Origin of the sequence: Thermanaerothrix daxensis (genome assembly GCF_001306145.1) — a bacterium.
Taxonomy (GTDB): domain Bacteria; phylum Chloroflexota; class Anaerolineae; order Anaerolineales; family Anaerolineaceae; genus Thermanaerothrix; species Thermanaerothrix daxensis.
In genome coordinates this window covers 932,384-955,100 of the sequence record NZ_LGKO01000002.1, presented here as the reverse complement: position 1 = coordinate 955,100, position 22,717 = coordinate 932,384, and the positions used below count along the sequence as shown (strand labels likewise).

18 protein-coding genes and 1 tRNA gene are annotated in these 22,717 nt (G+C 52.3%); 4 read left to right on the top strand and 15 right to left on the bottom strand.

The window, feature by feature from the left end; all coding sequences use genetic code 11:
- Position 1: 1 nt before the first annotated feature.
- From SE15_RS04740 to SE15_RS04720, 5 genes are all read right to left on the bottom strand, one after another.
- Positions 2–1,432 (bottom strand): sugar transferase, encoded by a 1,431-nt coding sequence (locus SE15_RS04740; RefSeq protein WP_054520941.1) that lies wholly within the window; start codon positions 1,430–1,432, stop codon positions 2–4.
- Between the two features lie 6 nt (positions 1,433–1,438).
- Positions 1,439–2,440 (bottom strand): glycosyltransferase family 2 protein, encoded by a 1,002-nt coding sequence (locus SE15_RS04735; RefSeq protein ID WP_054520940.1) that lies wholly within the window; start codon positions 2,438–2,440, stop codon positions 1,439–1,441.
- A gap of 61 nt (positions 2,441–2,501) precedes the next feature.
- Positions 2,502–2,906 (bottom strand): RidA family protein, encoded by a 405-nt coding sequence (locus SE15_RS04730; RefSeq protein ID WP_054520939.1) that lies wholly within the window; start codon positions 2,904–2,906, stop codon positions 2,502–2,504.
- A gap of 101 nt (positions 2,907–3,007) precedes the next feature.
- Positions 3,008–4,024, bottom strand: coding sequence for a cytochrome d ubiquinol oxidase subunit II (cydB, locus tag SE15_RS04725; RefSeq protein ID WP_054520938.1), 1,017 nt, complete (start codon positions 4,022–4,024; stop codon positions 3,008–3,010).
- A gap of 16 nt (positions 4,025–4,040) precedes the next feature.
- A complete protein-coding gene (locus SE15_RS04720; protein WP_054520937.1) occupies positions 4,041–5,426 on the bottom strand; it encodes a cytochrome ubiquinol oxidase subunit I in 1,386 nt (461 codons plus the stop codon).
- A 209-nt stretch (positions 5,427–5,635) separates the two neighbouring features.
- Here SE15_RS04720 and SE15_RS04710 point away from each other — a divergent pair, with 209 nt between their 5' ends.
- Complete coding sequence (locus SE15_RS04710) at positions 5,636–8,062, top strand: lytic transglycosylase domain-containing protein (protein ID WP_083461699.1); 2,427 nt, start codon at positions 5,636–5,638, stop codon at positions 8,060–8,062.
- 58 nt (positions 8,063–8,120) lie between these two features.
- Here the strand turns inward: SE15_RS04710 and SE15_RS04705 are convergent, their stop codons facing one another.
- The 10 genes from SE15_RS04705 to ppdK form a co-directional block, all read right to left on the bottom strand.
- Positions 8,121–9,410 carry a dihydrolipoamide acetyltransferase family protein gene (locus SE15_RS04705; protein ID WP_054520934.1) on the bottom strand — a complete coding sequence of 430 codons (1,290 nt, stop codon included), beginning with the start codon at positions 9,408–9,410 and terminating at the stop codon, positions 8,121–8,123.
- On the bottom strand, positions 9,410–10,381 hold the full coding sequence (locus tag SE15_RS04700) for an alpha-ketoacid dehydrogenase subunit beta (RefSeq protein WP_054520933.1): 972 nt from the start codon (positions 10,379–10,381) through the stop codon (positions 9,410–9,412). The genes SE15_RS04705 and SE15_RS04700 overlap by 1 nt, the downstream gene beginning before the upstream one ends.
- 18 nt (positions 10,382–10,399) lie before the next feature.
- Positions 10,400–11,365 (bottom strand): pyruvate dehydrogenase (acetyl-transferring) E1 component subunit alpha, encoded by a 966-nt coding sequence (gene pdhA / locus SE15_RS04695; protein WP_054520932.1) that lies wholly within the window; start codon positions 11,363–11,365, stop codon positions 10,400–10,402.
- 126 nt (positions 11,366–11,491) lie between these two features.
- A complete protein-coding gene (locus SE15_RS04690; RefSeq protein ID WP_054520931.1) occupies positions 11,492–13,090 on the bottom strand; it encodes an APC family permease in 1,599 nt (532 codons plus the stop codon).
- 313 nt (positions 13,091–13,403) lie between these two features.
- The gene (locus tag SE15_RS04685) at positions 13,404–14,114 is read right to left on the bottom strand and encodes a succinate dehydrogenase iron-sulfur subunit (protein WP_054520930.1); all 711 of its coding nucleotides are present in this window, start codon (positions 14,112–14,114) and stop codon (positions 13,404–13,406) included.
- 19 nt (positions 14,115–14,133) lie between these two features.
- Positions 14,134–15,927 carry an FAD-dependent oxidoreductase gene (locus tag SE15_RS04680; protein ID WP_054520929.1) on the bottom strand — a complete coding sequence of 598 codons (1,794 nt, stop codon included), beginning with the start codon at positions 15,925–15,927 and terminating at the stop codon, positions 14,134–14,136.
- A gap of 17 nt (positions 15,928–15,944) precedes the next feature.
- Entirely contained in the window at positions 15,945–16,343 is a 399-nt protein-coding gene (locus SE15_RS04675; RefSeq protein ID WP_054520928.1) for a succinate dehydrogenase, hydrophobic membrane anchor protein, read from the bottom strand.
- Between the two features lie 9 nt (positions 16,344–16,352).
- Positions 16,353–16,772, bottom strand: coding sequence for a succinate dehydrogenase, cytochrome b556 subunit (sdhC, locus tag SE15_RS04670; protein WP_054520927.1), 420 nt, complete (start codon positions 16,770–16,772; stop codon positions 16,353–16,355).
- A gap of 201 nt (positions 16,773–16,973) precedes the next feature.
- Positions 16,974–17,046, bottom strand: a tRNA-Asn gene (locus SE15_RS04665).
- 101 nt (positions 17,047–17,147) lie between these two features.
- On the bottom strand, positions 17,148–19,919 hold the full coding sequence (gene ppdK / locus SE15_RS04660; RefSeq protein ID WP_054520926.1) for a pyruvate, phosphate dikinase: 2,772 nt from the start codon (positions 19,917–19,919) through the stop codon (positions 17,148–17,150).
- Positions 19,920–20,179: 260 nt separating this feature from the next.
- On the opposite strand from ppdK, the gene SE15_RS04655 reads away from it, so the two are divergent.
- The 3 genes from SE15_RS04655 to SE15_RS04645 all read left to right on the top strand — a co-directional run bounded on the left by SE15_RS04655 (position 20,180) and on the right by SE15_RS04645 (position 22,693).
- Positions 20,180–20,593, top strand: coding sequence for a response regulator transcription factor (locus SE15_RS04655; RefSeq protein ID WP_054520925.1), 414 nt, complete (start codon positions 20,180–20,182; stop codon positions 20,591–20,593).
- Between the two features lie 121 nt (positions 20,594–20,714).
- Positions 20,715–22,124, top strand: a complete 1,410-nt coding sequence (gene gndA / locus SE15_RS04650; RefSeq protein WP_054520924.1) for an NADP-dependent phosphogluconate dehydrogenase — start codon at positions 20,715–20,717, stop codon at positions 22,122–22,124.
- Positions 22,115–22,693, top strand: a complete 579-nt coding sequence (locus SE15_RS04645) for a hypothetical protein (protein WP_054520923.1) — start codon at positions 22,115–22,117, stop codon at positions 22,691–22,693. Before gndA ends, SE15_RS04645 begins: the two co-directional genes overlap by 10 nt.
- The last annotated feature ends 24 nt before the right edge of the window (positions 22,694–22,717 follow it).

The window sequence follows — 22,717 nt, the reverse complement described above, 5'->3', positions numbered from 1 at the left end:
CTTAGCGTCCTTTTAAACCAATTACAGTACCAATGGTGCGGATCAGGATGAGCAAGTCCAGGGTCAAACTGCGATGTTTGATGTAGTACAAATCATACTCCAGTTTAATGGCGTTCGAGCGCACGTCCTCGGCATAACCAAAGTTGACTTGCGCCCACCCGGTAATCCCCGGCTTCACGAACAGACGCGCTCGATAGAAAGGCAAGGCCTTCTGGTATTCCTGCACAATTTCAGGGCGCTCCGATCGAGGGCCTACCAGGCTCATTTCACCGCGTAACACATTGATAAACTGGGGTAACTCATCCAGGTGACTGCGCCGAAGAAAGCGCCCCACTTTCGTTGTGCGCTGATCATTTTCCGCGGTAGTGCGAGGAATGCCATCCTTCTCGGCATCTTGAATCATGGTGCGAAACTTGATGATTTTATATGGCCGTCCGTTCTTTCCCAGGCGAGTCTGGGTATAGAAAATAGGGCGTCCGGATTCCAGGTAAATAGCCAGGGCAATAAAGGGAAACAACCCCAACATGAGTGCAGTGCCGATAAGGCCACCAACGATATCCAGCAAGCGCTTGGCGAGTTCAAAGAATCCACCCATATGCGCCTGATCTACAAATGATCGTAAAATCCAATCCGACTGAAGCAAGAAAATAGGGACCCGCCCTAACAGTTCCTCATACAGGGTAGGCATGGTGGTCACTTCAATGCCCTGCTCTTCCGCTTCCAACAACGTAGCAAACAGGTTTGGATTCATCTCTCCCGAAATTGCAATCACCAGATCGGTGACTTGGTGATCGCGTATTAGGCGAAAAATATCTTCACCACTCCCCAAGACCGGATAGCCCGCAATTTCGATGCCAATTTTATCAGGATCATCATCCACCAATCCTACCAGATAGAAGGGTGGCGGCCACATTTCTCGAATGATTTGGGCCAGATGAGAGCCCGCTTTGCCAGCCCCTACAATCAGCACCCGCCGCATGAATAGCGGCAAAGTAAATAGTTTTATATAGATGAAGCGCCAAAGCATGGTCAGCACATAGGCAGAAGCGAAGAAAGCCGCCACACCCCGGCGGGGCAATGAATTCGGTTCTGAGAGGAAGAAAATGATCAGGTAGAACGCAAACCCAGCAATGGCCGCAATGGTCACTTCGCGATATGCTTCTGAACGAATATTGACCCGGCTTGGATTGTACGATTCAACCAGCATCAACAGCCAGATAACCGGCAATAGATAAAACCAAAATGGAACTCGATAACGTAGGAATTCGAGCGAGAAGGAGAGAAACTCACCCCCCGAAGCCCAAAAGTACAATGCAAAAACCAATGATCCAATTGCAATGATAAGATCCACCACAAATAGGGTCGAACGGCGCTCCGAAGGCCGTAAACGCCACTTGGGTTGAATTGAGGTCAGGTCAGGTTCCACGCTCATGTAAACTCAGGTTTTCCTTCCCAAAAGCCAGGTTATCAGACTCCACAGGAAACCCATTCCCCAGGCAAAATGCATGGTCGCAATGGCCAAAGGCACACCCACCAAATAGCGGACTTCCCTCATCCGCCAAGCGGCGGGCAATGCTCCAATTAGCAATGTTCCAAGGTACGTTACCAAAACGATCAACAAGAGGTAAGCAGCCCACGACCAGAAGAGCGACAGCAGCAACAATCCCAGAATTCCTGAAACAAATATAGGGGGGAGGGCTTGCCGCCAGCGCAACGTCTTGGGGTAACGGCGCAGCATCTGAAACTTCCAATACCCATATCGCCAATATTGCCGTGCCAGGGCACCCAAAGTTGGACGAGCAATATACTCAGAACGGATCTGCGGATCCAAATAAACTCTTCTGCCTTGTCCGCGCAGCCTGGCATTGAACTCATAATCCTCGTTTGTCAGGAGGGTCTCGTCGAAGCATCCAATTTGCTCAAACAAATCGCGTCGAAATGCTCCAAATGGCACAGTGTCCACCCATCCAGGGCTTCCCCCATGCCGATAACGCGCGTCTCCCACCCCCAGCGGATGCGCCGCTGCAATGGCAATTGAGCGCGCAATCCAGTCAGGGCAAGCCGGGCGAATAATCCAAACCCCTCCCACATTATCACCCAGGCCTGCTTCTAAATCAGTAACACATCGCGCAATGTAGTCGGGTGCTGGAATTGAATGCGCATCCAGCCGAACCACATAATCCCCTTGAGCCGCTGCCAGGCCAGCGTTAAGGGCCGCGGGAATGATGCGCTTGGGATTGTCTACCAGCCTTATCCGTAATTCCGGATGGGTATGGGCAAACCCGGCAATGACCTCCCGAGTGCGATCAGTCGACATGCCATCGGCAATGATCACCTCCAGGTGATCCAGGGGATAGGTTTGCTTGACCAGCGCCTCTAGAAGAAACCCAATATGCGCTTCTTCATTGTAACAAGGGACAATCACCGACACGGATCGCATATAGCCCGCGCCTCTGTCCCCTATTTCTCGAGAATAAGCACGGTTCTACCCTTCTCCGCCATCACGAAGACACATCCGGTAGTAAGGCGATCGCCTCGATCTCAACCGCTGCACCACGGGGCAAAGCCGCAGCTTGGATGGCCGAGCGCGCAGGAGGGTTTTGGGTAAAGAATTCATTGTAAACCTGATTCACGGTGGAAAATTCACCTATATCGCGCAAGAAGACTGTGGTCTTTACAACTGCCTCCAGGCTGCTACCCGCTGCCTCCAGGATGGCCTTAAGATTGTTAAGAGCCTGGCGCGTCTCTGCCGCCACCCCCCCGCTGACAAGATCGCCCGTGACAGGATCTAGACCTAATTGGCCCGAAACAAAAAGGAAGGGCCCTGCTTTAATAGCCATTGAATACGGACCAATTGCCTTCGGCGCATTATTGGCTACAATAGATTGTTTTTGCCATGAACTCATGCTTCACCTCTCGCTTCAAAATACCTGCATAATTCTAAGCCAGCGCAGGTAATTGGTAAAGCCCCTTACCAGAAAATCAAAACCCCAATTAACACTCCGGTTTAGTAATGTAATTCCTCTTGTCGCCCGGTTATACGCCGTCGAAAAACCCAATAACTCCAACCCTGATAGACCAGCACAAAGGGCACCAAGATCAACGCCACAATGGTCATTGTGCGTAAAGTGTTTATCCCCGAAGCACTGTTATATATTGTAAGACTAAAGTTGGGATCCAGGCTGGAGACCAACACTCGCGGGTAAAGGGTAAGGAAAATAGTGCTTGCCGAAAGAATGATCGTCAGTGTGGTCATTGTAAACCCCCACCCTTCATGCTTCTGATGGATAAACCATCCTGCTGCCATCAGCGAAAGCACAGCCCCGATGGGTACTGGCCCCGGGTTAACCCCAAGACGCTGGTAGATATCCGTAAAAACATACGTCGCAATCGTGAATGCCAATAACACCACAGCGGTTGGCCACCAGAGCCTCCGGGCCGTTTGGCAGGCGCGGCTCAGAATGGGCTCCCCGGTCTTAAGTGCCAAAAACAGCGCCCCATGCAACGTAAAGCCCAAGAGGGAGACCAACCCGCCTAACAGTGCGTAGGGATTCAGGAGATCCCCAAAGTTCCCCACATAGTATTTCATAGCATTGATCGGGACACCCCGCACAAAGTTAGCCAGGGCAACCCCCCACAGCAATGCCGGGATAAAACTACCCACGCAGATCGCCCAATCCCAGAAGCGCCGCCAAACCGGATTCTCATCTTTGCTGCGGAACTCCAGGCCAATACCGCGGAAGATAAGCCCAATCAACAGTAGGAAAAAAGCTAGGTAAAAACCGCTAAAAAGCGTGGCATACCAGAGTGGAAAAGCCGCAAACATTGCCCCACCCGCCGTAATTAGCCACACTTCATTCCCATCCCAGTGGGGCCCTATAGCATTGATAATCATCCTTCGTTCCTTATCATCCTTCCCTAGAAAAGGCAACAAAATGCCCACTCCTAAATCGAAGCCATCCAGGACAAAGTAGCCAATGAACAGAACTGCGATCAGCACAAACCACAAGGTATTCAAGTCCATGACGCCCTCCCCGTTTTTACTCCCAGTAGGCCTGCTCTTCTAAGGGACGAGACGCTTGCGCTGGCTCCGGACCGGCTTTGGCGTACTTGGCCAACAAATAGATATCTGCCGCCATCAGTGCTCCATACACCAGGGTGAACCCAATTAGCGTGGACAGCACCATCCCTCCGGTTAGATTGGGAGAGATCGCGTCTGCGGTGCGCAATTTTCCATACACCACCCAAGGCTGACGCCCCATCTCAGTCAACAACCAGCCGCTGATGTTAGCCAGATAAGGCAAGGCTATAGCCAGCGGGTAGACGTTTAGAAACTTGAAAAGGGGTTGTGTGATCTCACGGCGCATCACACGGAAGAGCGCATAGGCCGCCAGGAAAAACATTAGGAAGCCACTTCCAACCATGAGACGGAATGACCAATAGGTGACCGTAATATCCGGCACATAGTTCCCCGGACCAAAGCGCGCTTGGTATTCATTTTGTAAATCTAGCACCCCTTTAACTTCCCCTTCCAAACGGTTATACGCCAGAAGACTGAGTACGCGAGGAATACGAATTGAAATAACCTCCCGCATTGTTGCCTGGTCCACAATACTCAAAAGCGAGAATGAGGCCGGATTTTCAGAGCGAAGCAACGCCTCCGCCGAGGCAATCTTCATGGGTTGGAATTCCACCATCCTCTGGGCCTGGGTATGGCCAATCAAAATTACCATGAAGATTGAAAGAACTCCAAACACGGAAGCAATTTGAAACGAGCGTTTGAAGATCTCCTCATGGCGTTTCCGCAGCAGGTGATAGGCGCTGATTCCTAAAACAAAAAATGCAGCTGTGGAGAAACCCGAGAAAACTGTGTGAGGGAATTGGCCCCATACATAGCGATTGGTCAACAGAGCCCCAAAATCCTGCATCACCAACCGTCCCCCTTGCTCCGCATAACCAACTGGGGCTTGCATAAACGAGTTAGCCACCAGAATCCAAAATGCCGAGAGATTCGAGGCTAGGGCCACCAACCACATTGCCAGCGCATGCATTCCTTTCGAAAGGCGATCCCATCCAAAAATCCATACTCCCAAAAAGGTAGATTCTATGAAAAATGCCAATAAAGCCTCGATTGCCAAAGGAGCACCAAACACATCTCCAACATACCGCGCATACTCGGACCAGTTCATCCCAAACTGAAATTCCTGCACAATCCCGGTCACAACCCCCATGGCAAAATTGATCACGAACAATTTACCCCAAAACTTCGTCATGCGCAGGTAAAGGTCATTGCCTGTGCGCACATAAAATGTTTCCATGAGGGCCACTATAACCGAAAGGCCTAAAGTCAGCGGGACGAAAAAGAAGTGATAAACTGAGGTAACTGCGAATTGCCATTGTGAGAGCAAGAGTGCCTGAGCATCCATAAAACTACTCCTTGTTGAGCAAACTTAATTGCTTATATAATTCCTCAGTACTCTATGAAAGGCAACTGAGTCTTTACTCAGAGCACGTGAAAATTATCACCTTTTGGATCACCCTTTCAGGGTTAATTTTACCCCTGACGATCAGAACAAGTGTCTGGCCTCCCACTCCAGTTGACTTAAAATCTAACCTCAAGTATAAGGCTACTATCATGCACAAGTTTCGGTTAAGAATCCTACTCATCCCCGCCCTTTTGGTTTGGATAGCCCTGGCATGTAATCTGCCTTTAGAGGGCCTCCAATCCAACCCGACCACCTCTTCAAACGCACCCTCTTCCCGGTCCGGTGTCCTTTCTGCGACCCCTTCTCCCTCGCCTACGGTCACGCCCACCCCTAGTCCCACCACCCGAATCCATAACGCAGAAACCCTAAAGCAACTTGGAGACTTCGCAGCAGCGCGCGAGGAATACCGTCAGGCGGCATTGAGTAGCCCGGATTCCGAGGTGCAAGCCATAGCACTTTTAGGAATTGGGGAGACATATTTCCAGGAAGGCAACTTTACCGAGGCCGCAGATACCTTCCGAACCCTGGTAGAAGAACACCCTCCTTCCACAGTCACTCCTGAGGGTTATTTTTGGCTGGGCCGGGCTTACAGCGCCCAGGGAGACTACCTTAAGGCGGCTGATGCCTATGCACGTTTTCTGGAATTGAGGCCCGGGGTGGTGGACGATCTTGTTCAAACCTTACGTGGCGATGCTCTGATGAGCGCTGGTGATTACGAAAGGGCCATCCAGGCCTATCAAGCCGCCATGCAGGCAACCCAGGGGGACACGCTTTCATTGCAAATCAAGATTGGGGAGGCCTATGCGGCTGCCAGTGACTTCACCAACGCCCTGACCCAGTTTTTAAAGATCTATGAAACCTCAACCAATGACTACATCAAAGCTCAAATGAATCTGCGTATTGGGCAAATTTACCTCCAACTGGGCTACCCGGAACAAGCCTACGCGCGTTTCATCGATTCAGTTAACAATTTTCCGCGCGCCTACGATTCCTACTCCGGCTTGGTAGCACTGGTCAACGCCGGCCAACCCGTAAACGAACTGCAGCGCGGTTTGGTGGATTACTACGCAGGTCAGTACGGCTATGCCGTTGAGGCATTCACCCGTTACATTAAAGCCAATCCCGAGCACGAAGGTAAGGCTCATTTTTACCGCGCTCTTTCCTGGCGCGCCCTTGGAAACTACCCTGAAGCCGTTAGAGAACTTCAAGAACTCATTCAAACCCATCCCAATGACCCGCTCTGGCCTAATGCCTGGCGCGAATTGGCCTACACTCAATGGGCCTACCTTGAAACCTATGATGCCGCTGCCAACACCCTCAAAGCCTATCTGCAGCAAGTACCAGCGGCCCCCGACGCAGTAGAAATCCGTTTTGAGATCGGGCGCATCCTTGAGCGTGGTGGTTACCTTACAGAAGCGGCTGCTACATGGGAAAACCTGATAAACGACTATCCCTCCGCTGACCTCAGTTATCGCGCGCTCTTTCTGGCCGGAATTGCTTACTACCGCGCTCAAAAATACCCTCAAGCACTTACCGTATTTCAGCGTTTTCTTGTGCTTGGCGATACCCCCGCTGACCGCGCCGCAGCCTGGTTGTGGATTGGAAAATGTCACCTGGTAAATGGAAATTCGGAGGAGGCACGTCAAGCCTGGCAAGAAGCCGCTTCGCTGGATCCCCTCGAGTACTATGGCATCCGTGCCAAACAATTGCTGGACAACTCACCGCCTTTTAGCGGTCCTCTAAACTATGACCTCGGTTATGATCTTGATTTGGAACGGCCCCAGGCCGAAAGATGGCTGCGCGAAAAATTTAACATCCTGCCTGAAGAGGATTTAAGGGATTTGGGAGTCCTGGCTGAAAACCCTACGTTCCAACGGGCCGATTTACTCTGGCGCCTGGGCTACTATATTGCAGCACGCAATCTATTTGAAACCCTGCGCCAGTCACTTGAAAACGATCCCGTCAACCTTTATCGCCTTATGAACCACACATTGGAATTGGGTGCCTACCGTACGGCCATTTTTGCTGCCAGACGCCTTTTAGATATGGCTGGCTTGACCCCCGCTCAGACCCTGGAAGCACCCGCATATTTCAACCACATCCGATTCGGCTTGTATTACAAGCCCATCGTAATGGAAGCGGCTACGCGAGAAAATCTCCACCCCCTGTTGTTATTCAGCCTCATGCGGCAAGAGTCCTTCTTTGAGAGCTTCGTCCAGTCCTCAGCAGGCGCCTATGGGCTACTGCAACTGATGCCTGCCACCGCCGCCGATTTGGTGAGCCGATACGGTTGGCCGCCCGACTTCAAGGAGCAAGATTTACTCAACCCTATGGTTAACATCCGTCTAGGCGCCCGTTACTTGGCTTTGCAACGCGATTACTTCAATGACAATTGGTACGCCGCCCTGGCTGCTTATAATGCTGGTCCAGGCAATGCCAAAATTTGGCTGGACCTTGCAGGGGGAGATCCCGACCTCTTCCTTGAGATCATTCGCTACCCGGAAACTCAGAATTACATCCAGCAGGTGGCTGAGTTCCTGGAACTTTACACCCGTGTTTACGAGCGACGCCCTTAAGTCCAAACCGGGCGAGAGCGGTATGCTACTCTCGCCCGGATCTGCATCTCCCTCGATCTCAGAGTACCAAGCGGAAAGGATGTTCCAGAAATTCGGCCAGCAATTGCATGAAGCGCGCCGCCTCCGCGCCATCCGTGACCCGGTGGTCAGCGGAGAGCGTAGCCTTCATCCGAATTCCAACACCTAATACCCCGTCCTGAACCACTGGTACTTCTCGAACAGCCCCGACAGCCAAAATGGCTGCCTCGGGGGGATTGATGATCGCCACAAAATGCTCAACACCAAACATACCAAGGTTACTGATCGAGAAGGTAGACCCCTCAATATCCTCTGGACGCACCCTACCCTGACGGGCACGCGCGCTCATTTCTTTCATCTCCTGTGAAATGAGACGCAGGGGTTTCAAATCAGCATCGCGACAGACCACGGTCATCAATCCGCTCTCAAGGGCGACCGCAACCCCGATATTTATATGTCCGTAGCGCACAATTTCATTGCCTACCAGCGCAGCGTTGAGAGCAGGAAACTGGCGTAATGTCAGGGCTACTGCCTTGATAATGAAATCATTAACGGAAAGCTTCTGATCTTCGGGCAACTCCGCATTTAGAGCCTTGCGGAGATCCATTAAAGCCCGCATATCATACTCACGAGTAATGTAAAAGTGGGGCACCTGCTGTTTGGATTCAACCATGCGGCGAGCGATGATGCTCCGTAAGCGGTCTACCGGCAAGCGCTGATCTTCCGGAACCTGCCCTATAGGCTGCCAGGCAAGCACAGGTATCGCGCTCGGTGTTGCTCCTACCGGTTGGGCAGAAACTGCCGGCTCCGCTACTTTCGGCTGGATAGCCAGGGCTGCCTCTACATCGCGACGCACAATGCGCCCTCCCGGCCCCGTCCCGTGAACCTGACGCAGGTCTATCTGGTATTCACGCGCAATTCGCCGTGCCAGCGGAGAAGCCTTGATCCGCTCACCTGCAAGACCACCCGTCGTCTCAATCTCAGGAACTGAGAGGGCTTCCTCAGCGGCTTGAGAAGGTGCTTGGGTGGGCATCTCCTTCTCCATCCCCTGATGTGGCTGTTCGCCCGGTAGGATTTCCTCAATGCTTTCGCCCGGCGCACCGATAACGGCAATTGGTGTGCCAACCGGAACCACCGCACCCGCTTCTACCAGCAGACGGTGCACAATGCCGCTATGCGTGGATTCCACCTCGACAGTGGCTTTATCGGTCTCGATCTCTGCCAAAATCTCCCCTTTCGCCACCGGTTCACCCTCTGCTTTCAACCAACGCACCAGGGTACCTTCGGCCATATCAAAACCCAATTTGGGCATAGTGATTATCTCCGCCATCAGAGCACCTCCTTGACCGCCTGAACCACATCCTTAACCTGCGGCAGGGCCAATTGCTCTAAAGTGCGATTATATGGTAGAGGCACCTCAACCTGAGCCACACGCTTAACAGGGGCATCCAGGTAGTCAAACGCCTCTTCATATATGCGTGCCGCTACTTCCGCACCCACTCCATAGGATTTCCAACCTTCTTCCACCACAACCGCACGATTAGTCTTTTTGACCGATTCCAGCACGGGTTCCATATCTAATGGCCGCAGAGTGCGCAAATCCACCACTTCAACCTCAATGTCCTCGCGGGCCAGTTCCTCGGCAGCCTTGAGAGAAATATCCAACATCTTGCTGTAGGTTACAATGGTGACATCCCGGCCCTCGCGCTGCACCTTTGACCGACCAATTGGAACGGTATAGTCGCCCTCGGGTACCTCGCCACGCAGTTGATAAAGTGTGGCATGTTCAATGAAAAGTACTGGATCATCGCATCGTATCGCCGCTTTAAGCAATCCCTTTGCATCGGCAGGTGTACCTGGGGCCACCACCTTCAGTCCGGGAAAGTGTGCAAAAACGGCATCCGGGGTCTGAGAATGGGTAGCACCTAATTGCCGTCCACCTCCACCAACGGTGCGAATGACCAATGGGAGGACCATTTGACCACCAAACATATAATGCAATTTTGCTGCCTGGTTGACAATGTGATCCATTGCCACAAACGCAAAGTTGATAGTCATAATCTCGGCCACTGGACGCAGCCCCACCAACGCCGCTCCAATAGCCGCTCCTACAATCGCTGCCTCTGAGATGGGGGTGTCCCGCACTCGCTCGGGACCGAAGTGGTCATAAAAGCCGCGGGTAACCGCATACGTTCCCCCCCAAACCCCTACCTCTTCACCCATGATGAAGACCTTGGGGTCACGTTCCATCTCTTCCCACAGAGCCTGTGAAATGGCTTCACGCATTGTCAGTCTAGCCATGGTATTATCCCCTTCAACTCAGCAAGTTTCTGAGACATAGACGTGCTTAAAAAGGTCTTCAGGCGCCGGTTCTGGACTGGCCTCAGCAAAACGAACGGCTTCCTCAACTTCTTCCTCCGCCTCCCGGATCGTTTTTTGAAGTTCATCCTCAGTGGCAATATTGTGCTCCAGCAGATAGTTGTGATAAATCCCGATTGGGTCGTCCTGCTGCCACTTGCGCACTTCATCGGGGGTACGATAGCGTTCAGGATCACCCATCGAGTGGCCCCGGAAACGATAGGTGAAAACCTCCAGAAATTGTGGCCCACCACCGGCACGAATTTCTTCGATCATGCGGGCAGCCACCTGCCGCACTTTCATCACATCCATGCCATCCACTTGATCACGCTTCATACCATAAGCATCCGCTTTCAATGCTATCTCGGGCACAGCCGAGGCACGCTCCACAGCCGTTCCCATCCCGTATTTATTGTTCTCACACACCCACAGAACAGGAAGATTCCATACCTTCGAGAGATTAAGCGCTTCGTGGAAAAAGCCAATGTTGGTAGCGCCATCACCAAACATGCAGATGGTGACCGCTTTTTGATTCTGGTAAACATCCCCCAGGGCTAACCCAGCGGCAATTGGCAGGTGCGCACCCACAATAGCATGCCCTCCCCAAAAGTTCTTCGTAACATCCGCCAGATGCATAGACCCGCCTTTCCCCTTCGAACATCCGGTGGCCTTGCCGAGCAATTCGGCCATTACCTCCTTAGCGGAGACCCCGCAATTAATCGCCACACCATGGTCACGGTAAGCCGTAATCACCCGATCTTCGGGCCGCCGCACAGAGATAATGCCGGTGCTCACTGCTTCCTGACCAATGTAAAGGTGCAAAAACCCGCCAATTTTACCCTGTTGGTAGAGTTCTGCCGCACGTTCTTCCAAACGGCGAATCACCACCATTTGGTAATAAAGGTCTAGATACTCCTTTTTAACCATGACACAGATCCTCTTTGTCGCATATTCAAACCCCCGCAATTATATCAAAACCCGCGGTAAGGCGGGTTTTGATATAATCACCTTTTCGGAGTAGTTGCTTCTAACCCCGTAGTCAAGGACAAAGCATCATTCAAAATGCGCAGGAATCTTGTGTAAATTTTCACCCAAATCATATCCCCGCTGCTTCCAGAAATTTAATCGCCCCCAATACCATCCCAGGCCACTCACCCATAGCAGAATGATCGCAAAACCCAATTCGCGGGAAATGCGCAGTTCCAAAGGAAAGCTAAATGCGCCCCACAGAACGCTAATCGCCATGACCAACCCCGCCAGCCCAACCAGAACCCTCCCTACAGGGGTAATCATGTATCGGAATGCTGAGTTTGACTCTTTCGACTGCCCACCCTGCCGCCATGAATACAAAACCAGGGCGGTTAATGGCGCTAAACTTGATACCGCTAGTGCGTAAGGGTAGTAAACCACTAAAGCCGTCCAGGCACCATTCAACCCAATTGTCATCCCCAATAAGACCAAAATGGCGGTTGCAAACAAAGCCACTACCGGCACATGTTGTCCTCGCCGCTGGTAGCCCCAGCTCGATGGTACCAGCCCATCCCTGGCCCAGACAGCGATAACTTGCGCGACTGAGTAGAGATACGCCTGCAGCAAGTTGAGTAAGAGCACACTCCAAAGCAAAATAAAAAAGATCAATAATGCAAGCGAGGGATGGATGAGAAGGAGATAAAACACTGACCAGGGCAAGAAAAACTCAGCCTGGGTGGCTTGACGCAAGTACAACCAACCGTGGGCTGCCAGGAGTTCACCGGAAAGGTTACGTTGCAAGAAGATAACGACAAGTCCTAACAAAATGGTTAACGCAACCAGGGGCATCCATAGCCAGCCCCTCGAAGAGCCTTTTTCCCATCCCCGGGCGTATGCAGATAACGCCACAAGACCCCCCTGAAAGAACCACAGGCTCAACCCCATTCCCATCAGGAACGACGACGCAGGTCGCCGCGTCAAGATCAAACCAAAAGAGACGGCCAGATTAACCTGACGCTCTACCACCCCACCCCCGTATATACTTTCGTAGACACGCACAAAATTGCCAGAGGGAAACAGCAGGAAAAATGCCAACAGTCCCCCCCAAACAACAACCAGGAAGGCTCCTACGACCAAAAGGATTTTGACCCCGCGGGGAGCAAATAGAACAAGCAAGAACGTCAGGAGAATGCTAAGGGTTCCCAATAGGGCTGTCATTTGAGGGGTTTGAAGAGCATCTGCCAGAGAGTCCAACCCATATTGAGGCAAAACCAATGCTCCTGCTTGGAATAAGCCGGGTAACCAGAAACGGAAAAAGGCAATCACCATTCCACCCGCAAACAATGCAGAGGCGACCATCCCCACAAACGAACCTGCAAAACCCAACGGTGGACTGAAAAATCGGGTGGCCATGTGGTAATCAATACCTGGCAAGGAAACGAAACGGGCCATGATACCATAAGCCATAGCCCAGATCAACGATCCTACCACCACCCCTAAGAGCAGTACCAGCCAGTTACCCGCAGGCCACTGGCCGGGCACATAAGTAGTAAACCACCAGTCCGCGCGCGTGATCCCGATTGCTGCAAGCACAAGCAAGCCGCTTGTTATCCAAGTCGAGAGGGCGCTCGACGTTTCCAGTTGGCTGTGCGATTGTCTTTGTATGCCGCGCTCGATTGCCATGTTACCTCCACCATTGGAGTATGGTAGATTCCTGCTAACCGTTACGGAGATGCTCTCGCGCTCATTATACCCAACGCCCCCATATCTTAATTTAACAACCACTTTACAAAAATCCACCCCCACATCCAAAAAACAATACAGCCAGAGGTCCATTGCGCTGTTCTCATACAGCCCCAACTAAGTCCTCCACCTACTTAAGACAAGCACGCCAAAATTGGGGCTTGATTTTCAGCGCTGACTATGGTAAATTTAAATTGCCAGATGTCAGGGTGCCCCCCTCACCCTGGCATCTGGCCTTTTTAAGGTCTTTATCTCAATCTAAGCGCCCCGTCTGAATGGCTCGTTTCACCTCAGCAATAGCCTGGGTGATCTTAATTTCCCGCGGGCAGGCCTCCGTACAGTTAAATGCCGTCCGACAGCGCCAAACCCCCATTTGCTGGTTGAGGATCTCAAGGCGCTGAGCAGCCCCACGATCACGACTATCAAAAATGAAACGATGGGCATTAACAATTGCCGCCGGTCCCACATAACGCCCATCTGCCCAGAAAGAAGGACACGAGGTTGTGCACGCAGCACACAGAATACACTTGGTCGTATCATCAAACCTTTCTCGTTCCGCTGGAGATTGCAAGCGTTCTCGACCATCCTCTGGCAACGGCTCGTCATTGATGAGGTAGGGAAGTACCGAACGATAGTGCTCAAAGAATGGTTCCATATCAACGATTAAATCCTTCAGAACCCGCAGTCCCAGGAGGGGCTCAATGGTAATTTCGTTGGTCCCAAAGTTCTTAACCAGGGCTTTGCAAGCCAACATGTTCCGCCCATTAATCCGCATGGCGTCTGAGCCACATATGCCGTGTCCACATGAGCGGCGAAAAGAAAGGGTACCGTCTATGTCCCCGCGAATGTACTCCAGCAGGTCGAGCACGCGATCCATCGGCTCTGCCTCCACGGTGAAAACATCATAGCGCGGTCTTCGGTCAACTTCAGGGTTGAAGCGAAAAACTCGAACGCGGACTTCCATGGCCTCTCTCCTCAATAAATCAATAAACTCGCTCTTTGGGAACGTACTGAGTGATCACCACCGGTTTATAGTCCAGGCGGACGTGCTCTCCATCCAACCATGCCAGGGTATGTTTTAGCCAGTTCACGTCATCTCGCTCGGGATAATCCTCGCGCGCGTGTGCCCCACGGCTCTCCTTCCGCGCCAGCGCCGAAACGGCTGTCACCAGAGCAAGATCGAGCAAATTTCCTAATTCCCAAGTATTGAGCAACTCTGTATTAAAAGCCCGGCCATTATCACTCACACGGACATGACGAAAGCGCTCGCGCAACTCTTTGATTTCCTCAACCGCCTCCCGCAGCCCCTCTTCGGTGCGAAATACCCCAACCTTGTCAAACATCAGATGCCGCAATTCGCGTCCAATCTGAGCCGCCTTCTCGCGCCCATCACCCTGACGCAGGGCATCAATTTGCTGGCGGGTGAAGTCGGTCGGATCTTCTGGCAAGGGTTGAAAATCCACCCCATTTGCATATTCAGCCGCCTTAATGCCCGCGTACTTTCCAAATACCACCAGGTCTACCAGCGAATTAGTGCCTAGACGATTGGCCCCATGCACGGACACGCAAGCACACTCCCCAGCGGCATATAAACCGGGCAATACAGTATTCTGGGAGTCAATCACAACCTCGGCGTACTTATTGGTGGGGATTCCCCCCATGGCATAGTGGGCTGTCGGCTGGATCGGAATTAGGTCCTTAACCGGATCTACCCCCAAATAAGTACGGCAAAAATCGGTAATATCAGGGATCTTTGCAAGAATCTCCTCTGCTGTCACACGGTAAGGCGATCCATCCGGACGGGTACGGCCGTCTTTTTCCGCGTAGTAGTTTACCGTTTCAGGGCGAACATCCAGGTAAAGGTAGTTCTTGCCATTGACTCCTCTCCCCTCTTTGATTTCTAAGTAAATCGCTCGACTTACCACATCGCGCGAAGCCAGATCTTTAATGCGGGGCGCATAACGTTCCATAAAACGCTCCCCCTTCCCGTTGATGAGCACCCCACCTTCGCCACGAACGGCCTCAGTAATCAGGATGCCCAACTTGTAAATACCAGTGGGATGAAATTGGAAAAATTCCATGTCTTCAGCCGGAATCCCACGGCGCAGCGTAACGGCTACGCCATCACCAGTATAGGCATATGCATTAGAAGTAACCTCCCACATGCGCCCATGGCCGCCAGTCGCGAAAACCACAGCCTTGCTGTGAAAGACATGCAGATCACCCGTCGCCAGTTCCACTGCCACTACGCCCGCAACCGCCCCATTTTGGATCAATAGGTCCATCACCTGAAACTCATCAAAGAAGCGAATCCCATTCTTGATGCACTGCTGATACAGAGTCTGGAGAATCATGTGCCCGGTGCGGTCGGCAGCGTAGCACGAACGTCGGACCGGCTTACCGGTTACGTTATTGGTATGCCCCCCAAAAAAGCGCTGATCAATGCGGCCCTCCGGAGTACGCGAGAACGGTAACCCCATGTGCTCCAGGTCATAAACCGCCTGAATGGCCTCCCGGCACATGAACTCAATCGCATCTTGATCTCCCAAATAATCACTGCCTTTGACAGTATCAAACGCATGCCATTCCCAATGATCTTCTTCCAAATTCCCAAGCGCTGCCCCAATGCCCCCTTGCGCCGTTCCCGTATGTGAACGGGTGGGATAGAGTTTGCTCACCACGGCGGTGCGCGCTTTTTTAGAAGCATATAAAGCGGCCATCAAGCCCGCACCGCCTCCACCAACAATGACAACATCAAACGTATGGGTGTGAACCATGCCACCGCCTCCAACACCTAAGGTAAAGGAAAAGCCCGATTTACACCAGCAATCAGCGCCGCTCCCCCTATGAGGGTAATGACTAGCCAGAAGAGGAAAAGCAGCCAATTCATCACTTTGCGCGCCCGATCGCCATGAATGAAATTATTCAACACCTGGCGCAGGCCATTTACCCCATGGGCGAAGGCAAAACCTAACAATAAGGCGTCATAAATACGCCAGAAAAGGCTAGCCCAGCGCATCGCCACATAGTCCAGATCAATACGATGCACGCCCACAATCACATCCTGTAAAATCATGTGCCCCCACACCAGGGGGATCATGGCAAAGGCGCTATAGCGCATCCATTTCCAGGCAATTGTCTCGTAATTTGGCTTAACCCGCACGCGTCGAAGAGTTTGAGTAAAACTCGCCATGACCACCTCCTAACCTCCAAAAAGCCCGTAATTGTGCATGAGAAGGTTACGCAACATCCAAAATGCAGAAGGCAACCACAAAATCAAAGCGATCGTCAGTGTCCAGCGGGCGGAACGACGCTGGCTTTCAACATGCCAACCTTGCGGTTTAAAGAGATCCAAATAAGCAATGCGCAAACCGTTGACCCCGTGGTAGAACACACAAAAGACCAGAAAAATTTCTCCAATGCCGAAAAGGGTAGAACGATAAATCTCAATGGCCTTCATGAACAGGTCAGGGTTGAAATAAACGAACGCGATGTCAATAATGTGGATGGTGAGAAACAACACCACGCCCAGGCCGGTTATGCGGTGAAGCAGAAAACTCCAATGCCCCTCACGACCGCGATAAGTAATGTAACCCGCCAGAGTGGTTTTAAGATTAGACATATGGACCTCCTGAGAGGATTGTCTGAGGTATAGCCGCGTACTAAGATTTTAGCATGAGAGATGCAAAGAGAAACTCGCAAATTTGGGTGAATTTTGGTAATTTGCCCCTTCTCAAGGGTTGGACTTGATTCATTTCCCCCCAAATTAAAAAACACTGCCCTTTCGGTAAACCCGATGGGCACGCCAGATTGCCTTTCAAGGCTCCTCGCCCAGGACTCGAACCTGGAACCTAGCGGTTAACAGCCGCCCGCTCTGCCGATTGAGCTAGCGAGGATCGCTTTTCGAGCCATATTATAATTCAACCCGGCAATCTGTCAAGAAAAACGAAAAACGGGCGAGGAAAATCCTCGCCCGTTTCGCTCCCGAGCCGAGCCCCTATTTTGCTGCGTGCTTGAGAGCCGCGTGTGCTGCCGCCAAGCGGGCCACCGGTACACGGAACGGCGAGCACGAGACGTAGTTGTTTCCTACCAGATGGCAGAACTCGATGGAAGCAGGGTCACCACCATGTTCGCCACAGATACCTACCTCAAGATCCGGACGGGTCTTGCGCCCTTCTTCAATCGCCATCTTCATCAGACGGCCCACACCTTCTCGATCCAGAGTTTGGAAGGGATTCTTGGGGAGCACACCTAACTCAACGTATTTGACCAGGAAAGAGCGCTCCGCATCATCTCGGCTGTAACCAAAAGTCATTTGGGTGAGGTCATTGGTGCCGAAGGAGAAGAACTCAGCGATCTGGGCAATTTCGCCTGCAGTCACGGCAGCCCGCGGTACCTCGATCATGGTACCGAACTTGTAGGGGAATTCAACCCCCTTCTCCTTCATCACCTCCTTAGCAATCTCCTCAAGGCGCGGCTGAATCCATTTCAATTCGTTGATGTGGCCGGTCAGCGGGATCATCACCTCAGGTTTGGCCTTAATACCGCGCAGGGTTACATTGGCAGCCGCCTCAAAGATCGCCCGCACCTGCATCTCGACAATCTCGGGCATCACAATGCTCAGGCGCACGCCACGCAGCCCCATCATCGGGTTTGATTCATGCATGGCCTCAACTGCTGTGAGCATCTTCTCTAATTCAACAACGTCCTTGCCTTCTCCCTTGCCCAGAACATAATCGGCCAGATTCTGCAGACGCTTGGTAATGATCTGCTCCTGCAATTCTTTCTCCGAGGGCAAGAACTCATGCAACGGCGGGTCAATCAGGCGAATGATGACCGGATATCCATCCATTGCTTCAAACAGGCCTTCAAAGTCCGCACGCTGGAAAGGTAACAACTCATCCAGGGCCTGTTTGCGTTCTTCGCTCGTCTTGGCCAGGATCATACGCTGCACGATTGGCAAGCGTTCTGGCTCAAAGAACATATGCTCAGTGCGGCACAAGCCAATGCCTTTAGCGCCATAGGCGCGTGCACGGCGTGCGTCCTTTGGATAATCGGCATTCGCCCAAACCTGCAACCCGGTGGTCGGGAAACCCTCAGGTCCCTGGCGGATACCGGGTCGGGCACAAATTTCATCCGCCCACTCTAACAGGGTCATCAGATCGCGCTGCTCTTCCAGCGAGGGCGCCGTCATAGGCAGTTTGCCCAGGAACACCTCACCTGTACCACCATCCAGCGAGATCCACTCGCCCTCACGGACAATAACGCCATTAGCATTCATGACCCGTTTGTCAAGATCAATTTGGATGGAGGAGGCTCCTACCACACAAGGCACACCAAACTGACGGGCTACTACGGCTGCATGCGAGGTTGCGCCACCTTCACTGGTCAGAATACCCTTGGCGGCTAGCATACCGTGAACATCATCGGGCTTAGTGAAAGGACGCACCATAATAACATCTTGTTTGAATTCTTTCGCCATTCGCTCTGCCGTATCAGCATCGAAGTACACCTGCCCTACTGCGGCACCTGGTGAAGCATTAACACCCGTAGCAAAGAGCCGTCCTTCCTTTTTGGCTTCCTGAATGACCTTGGGATCAAACTGCGGATGCAAGAGAGTATCCACCTGATCTGGGGACACGCGCAAAACCGCCTCTTCTTTGGTAATGAGCCCTTCATTCACCATATCCACCGCGATTTTAACGGCTGCCCGAGCGGTGCGCTTACCATTGCGGGTTTGTAGCATCCACAAGCGCCCCCGCTCGATGGTGAACTCCACATCCTGCATATCGCGGTAATGCCGTTCCAGCTTCTCGCAAATCTCCAAAAATTGCTTATATGCCTCGGGGAGTTGATTGGCCAGATTCTCGATCTTCTCGGTGTTGCGGATGCCCGCCACCACGTCCTCACCCTGCGCGTTGAGCAGGTATTCCCCATAGAGTTTCTTCTCGCCAGTAGAGGGATCGCGGGTGAAAGCCACACCGGTACCCGAATCCCAGCCCATATTACCGAAAACCATGGTTACAATGTTGACGGCCGTACCCAAATCATCGGGGATGCCGGTTGCGCGGCGATAGTCCACTGCCCGTTTGCCGTTCCAGGATTTGAAGACCGCTTCGGTCGCCAGCCGCAATTGCTCATAAGGATCGGAGGGAAAATCAAAGCCCTTGTGCTTACGGACAACCTTCTTAAAGGCTTCAGTCAATTCCTTGAGATCCTCAGCAGTAAGGTCCGTATCAGCCTTGGCTCCGCGCTCGCGCTTGAACTCGTCGAGCACCTCCTCGAAAGCCTCATCCGGAATCCCCAACACAACTGAGCCAAACATCTGTACCAAACGGCGATAGGCATCATAAACAAAGCGAGGATTATTGGTTAGCCGGATCATAGCCTGCGCTGTTTCATCATTCAGGCCAATGTTGAGGACGGTATCCATCATGCCCGGCATCGAGAACTTAGCCCCCGAGCGACAGGACACCAGCAGGGGATTCTCGGGACTGCCAAATTTCTTGCCTGTTAACTTCTCAACCTCAGCCATGGCCTCCATCATCTGTTCCCACAAACCCTCGGGGAACTTACCGCCAGCCTTGAGGTAAGCATTGCAGGCCTCGGTTGTAACCGTAAACCCAGGCGGTACGGGCACTCCTAAACGCGTCATCTCGGCCAGGTTAGCCCCCTTACCACCCAGCAATCCTCGGACGTCATCCCATTTTCCACCAACATACTTTTCAACTTCATCAAGTTCGTGGAAGAGATATACCCACTTCTTCATGATTAGATGATCCTCCTTGTGTGAACAAAATGCCGTTTTTATACCCACACTTGAGTGGGGGTTGATCCAGCCTATCAAGTTTTCAATTTTACCACAAAGCCATGTGATTTTTCGCACGAATCACCCCCTTTGTTCACACAACATTGCAGCCGGGCAATATTCACCCACTTCTAGCCTCTAACCAACTGTAAACCATTTGCAAGGTCTTTTTTACGTCAAAACGAAGATAATAGAGATTGTAACCCGGACTGGAGGCAACCATGCATCTGCTGGTCATAGATGATGATCCCACAACTGCAGATCTTCTCAAGGCTATTCTCCAAACCATGAATGTCGTCGCTGATATTGATCAGGTCACTTCAGGTAGTGAGGGCATTCAGAAAGTTCAAGAACAGCAACCCGATGTGGTTATCCTGGATTTAGTCATGCCCGAGATGGATGGATGGAAAGTGTGCCAGGAGATCCGCAGTTTTAGCAACGTCCCGATCCTGATCCTCTCGGCACTTGATCAACCCGGTCACGTAGCCGCTGCTCTGGATGCTGGCGCAGATGATTACCTGATCAAACCGGTGTCCGCGAGCATTCTGGTTGCCCACTTGCACACCCTCTTACGACGAACCCTCAAGGCAAATACCCAGCCCCTTGCAATGACTCCTCCCCCGTTACGTCCCTGAAACCGGCTCGTCAAGGCCGTTTTTTTTATTTACCCCCTCCTGGTTTATAGAATACTCGCAGTATAATCTAGCCAATATTTAGCCGCCTTCTCAAAATTGAGCACACAAATGGAGTGATCCTATGAGGAAAGCAAATATTGGCGTAGTTGGTCTGGGCGTAATGGGCCATAATCTGGCTCTTAACTTTGAACGGCATGGGTACTGGGTAGCCGTATATAACCGCACAGCAGAAAAAACCCGCAACATGATTGCCAGTGCCGGGCCAGAGCGACGACTTATCGGTACCTTTTCGCTCGAGGAACTGTGCGCTAACCTGGAGCGCCCCCGACGGATTCTCCTCATGGTCCAGGCCGGTCAGGCCGTCGATGAAATGATAACCAGCTTGCGACCTTTCCTGCAATCAGGGGATATACTCATTGATGGAGGAAATTCCTACTTCCAGGATACCGAGCGCCGCCATGAAACCCTCAAGGGTGCTGGCATTCTATACGTAGGAATGGGCATCTCAGGCGGAGAGGAGGGTGCCTTGTGGGGTCCCAGCCTGATGCCTGGCGGTCCCCTCCAGGCCTGGGAGAGTCTTGCACCAATGCTTCGAGATATCGCCGCTAAGGCCGAAGATGGAGAACCCTGCGTTGATTACATCGGCCCACGCGGCGCAGGACACTATGTAAAGATGGTGCACAACGGCATTGAATATGCCGACATGCAGTTAATTGCCGAAACTTACGACCTGCTCAAACGTGCTTTGGGGCTCTCTGCCCCCCAACTGGCCGAGATCTTCGCTGAATGGAACCAGGGTGAATTGCAATCTTACCTAATACAAATCACTGCCGAGGTACTGCGCAAGATAGACGAGGAAACGGGCCAACCTCTGGTAGATCTCATTATGGATGAAGCTCAGCAGAAGGGCACCGGAAAGTGGACTAGCCAGAATGCCCTCGATATTGGCGCGGCGGTACCCACCATCAGCGCAGCCGTAGATATGCGTATCCTTTCCGCGCTGAAACAAGAGCGCGTCCAGGCCAGTCAGGTTCTCAGGGGACCCACCCAGACTTTTCGGGGCGATCCTGAGCATCTGCTCCACCTGACCCGTAAGGCGCTATATGCCAGTAAAATCATCGCTTACGCCCAGGGCATGGGATTGCTCCGTCAGGCATCCCAAGAATACGGATACAACCTGAAATTGGACCGCTTAGCAGCAATTTGGCGAGCGGGTTGCATTATTCGCGCTCGACTGCTCAGCGACATCACGTTGGCTTATCAGCGTGAACCGGGGCTGGTAAATCTACTGCTGGCTCCAGTTTTCCGCGAAGCCCTCGCCTCACACCACAACGCCCTACGCGAGGTACTCAAAATCGGCCTCGACCTTGGCATCCCCATGATGGGAATGAGCACAGCCCTGGCATACTATGATGCCTACCGAAGCGCTCGTTTACCGGCTAACCTCATTCAGGCACAGCGCGACTACTTTGGCGCTCATACCTACCGGCGGCTGGATCGGGAGGGCATCTTCCATACCCAATGGACGTGAATAATTCCTTTTCCGCCTACCCACCTCCAACCGCGCTAATCCTGGTAGCGATTCTGCCTTCCCGACGCGATCTGGAAATTGCCCGTGTTTTGGGCTGGTACCGCATTCCGCTAAAATCTGCTCCTAAAGTAGTGGCGGTAGACTATCTTGCCTTTTACCAAACCGCCGCTTTCAGCCACGCGGAGCGGTGGCGCATCAACTACATTGCCCCAGTGTATGGGCATGAACTGGTCTTGCGTCGTGAGTTATTGCGTGATGAACCCGATCACCCCCGTGCCGATGAGGAATACTATAAAATCCAGATAGGAGCGCTCCAGCGTTTACCTTGCGCCATCGTAGCAGATACATGGCGACGGTTAACCTTCCTTTATACCACTGGCGAACTCTTGTCTCGTGCTACGCGCCTCCAAGATCTTGCCCTTAGTGGCGAGGAGCGCACCCTGGTTTGGAAATCATTGCGCGAGCGCACCTCTCTCCCCACCTCTTATGAGACCAAGCCACTGCCCATGGCTTTGGATGATCTAGACTCCGACATGCTCGCGTTCCTGGGATTCTTAGACACGCTTTAGCCTAAGCCCATGGGTTGCTAAGAG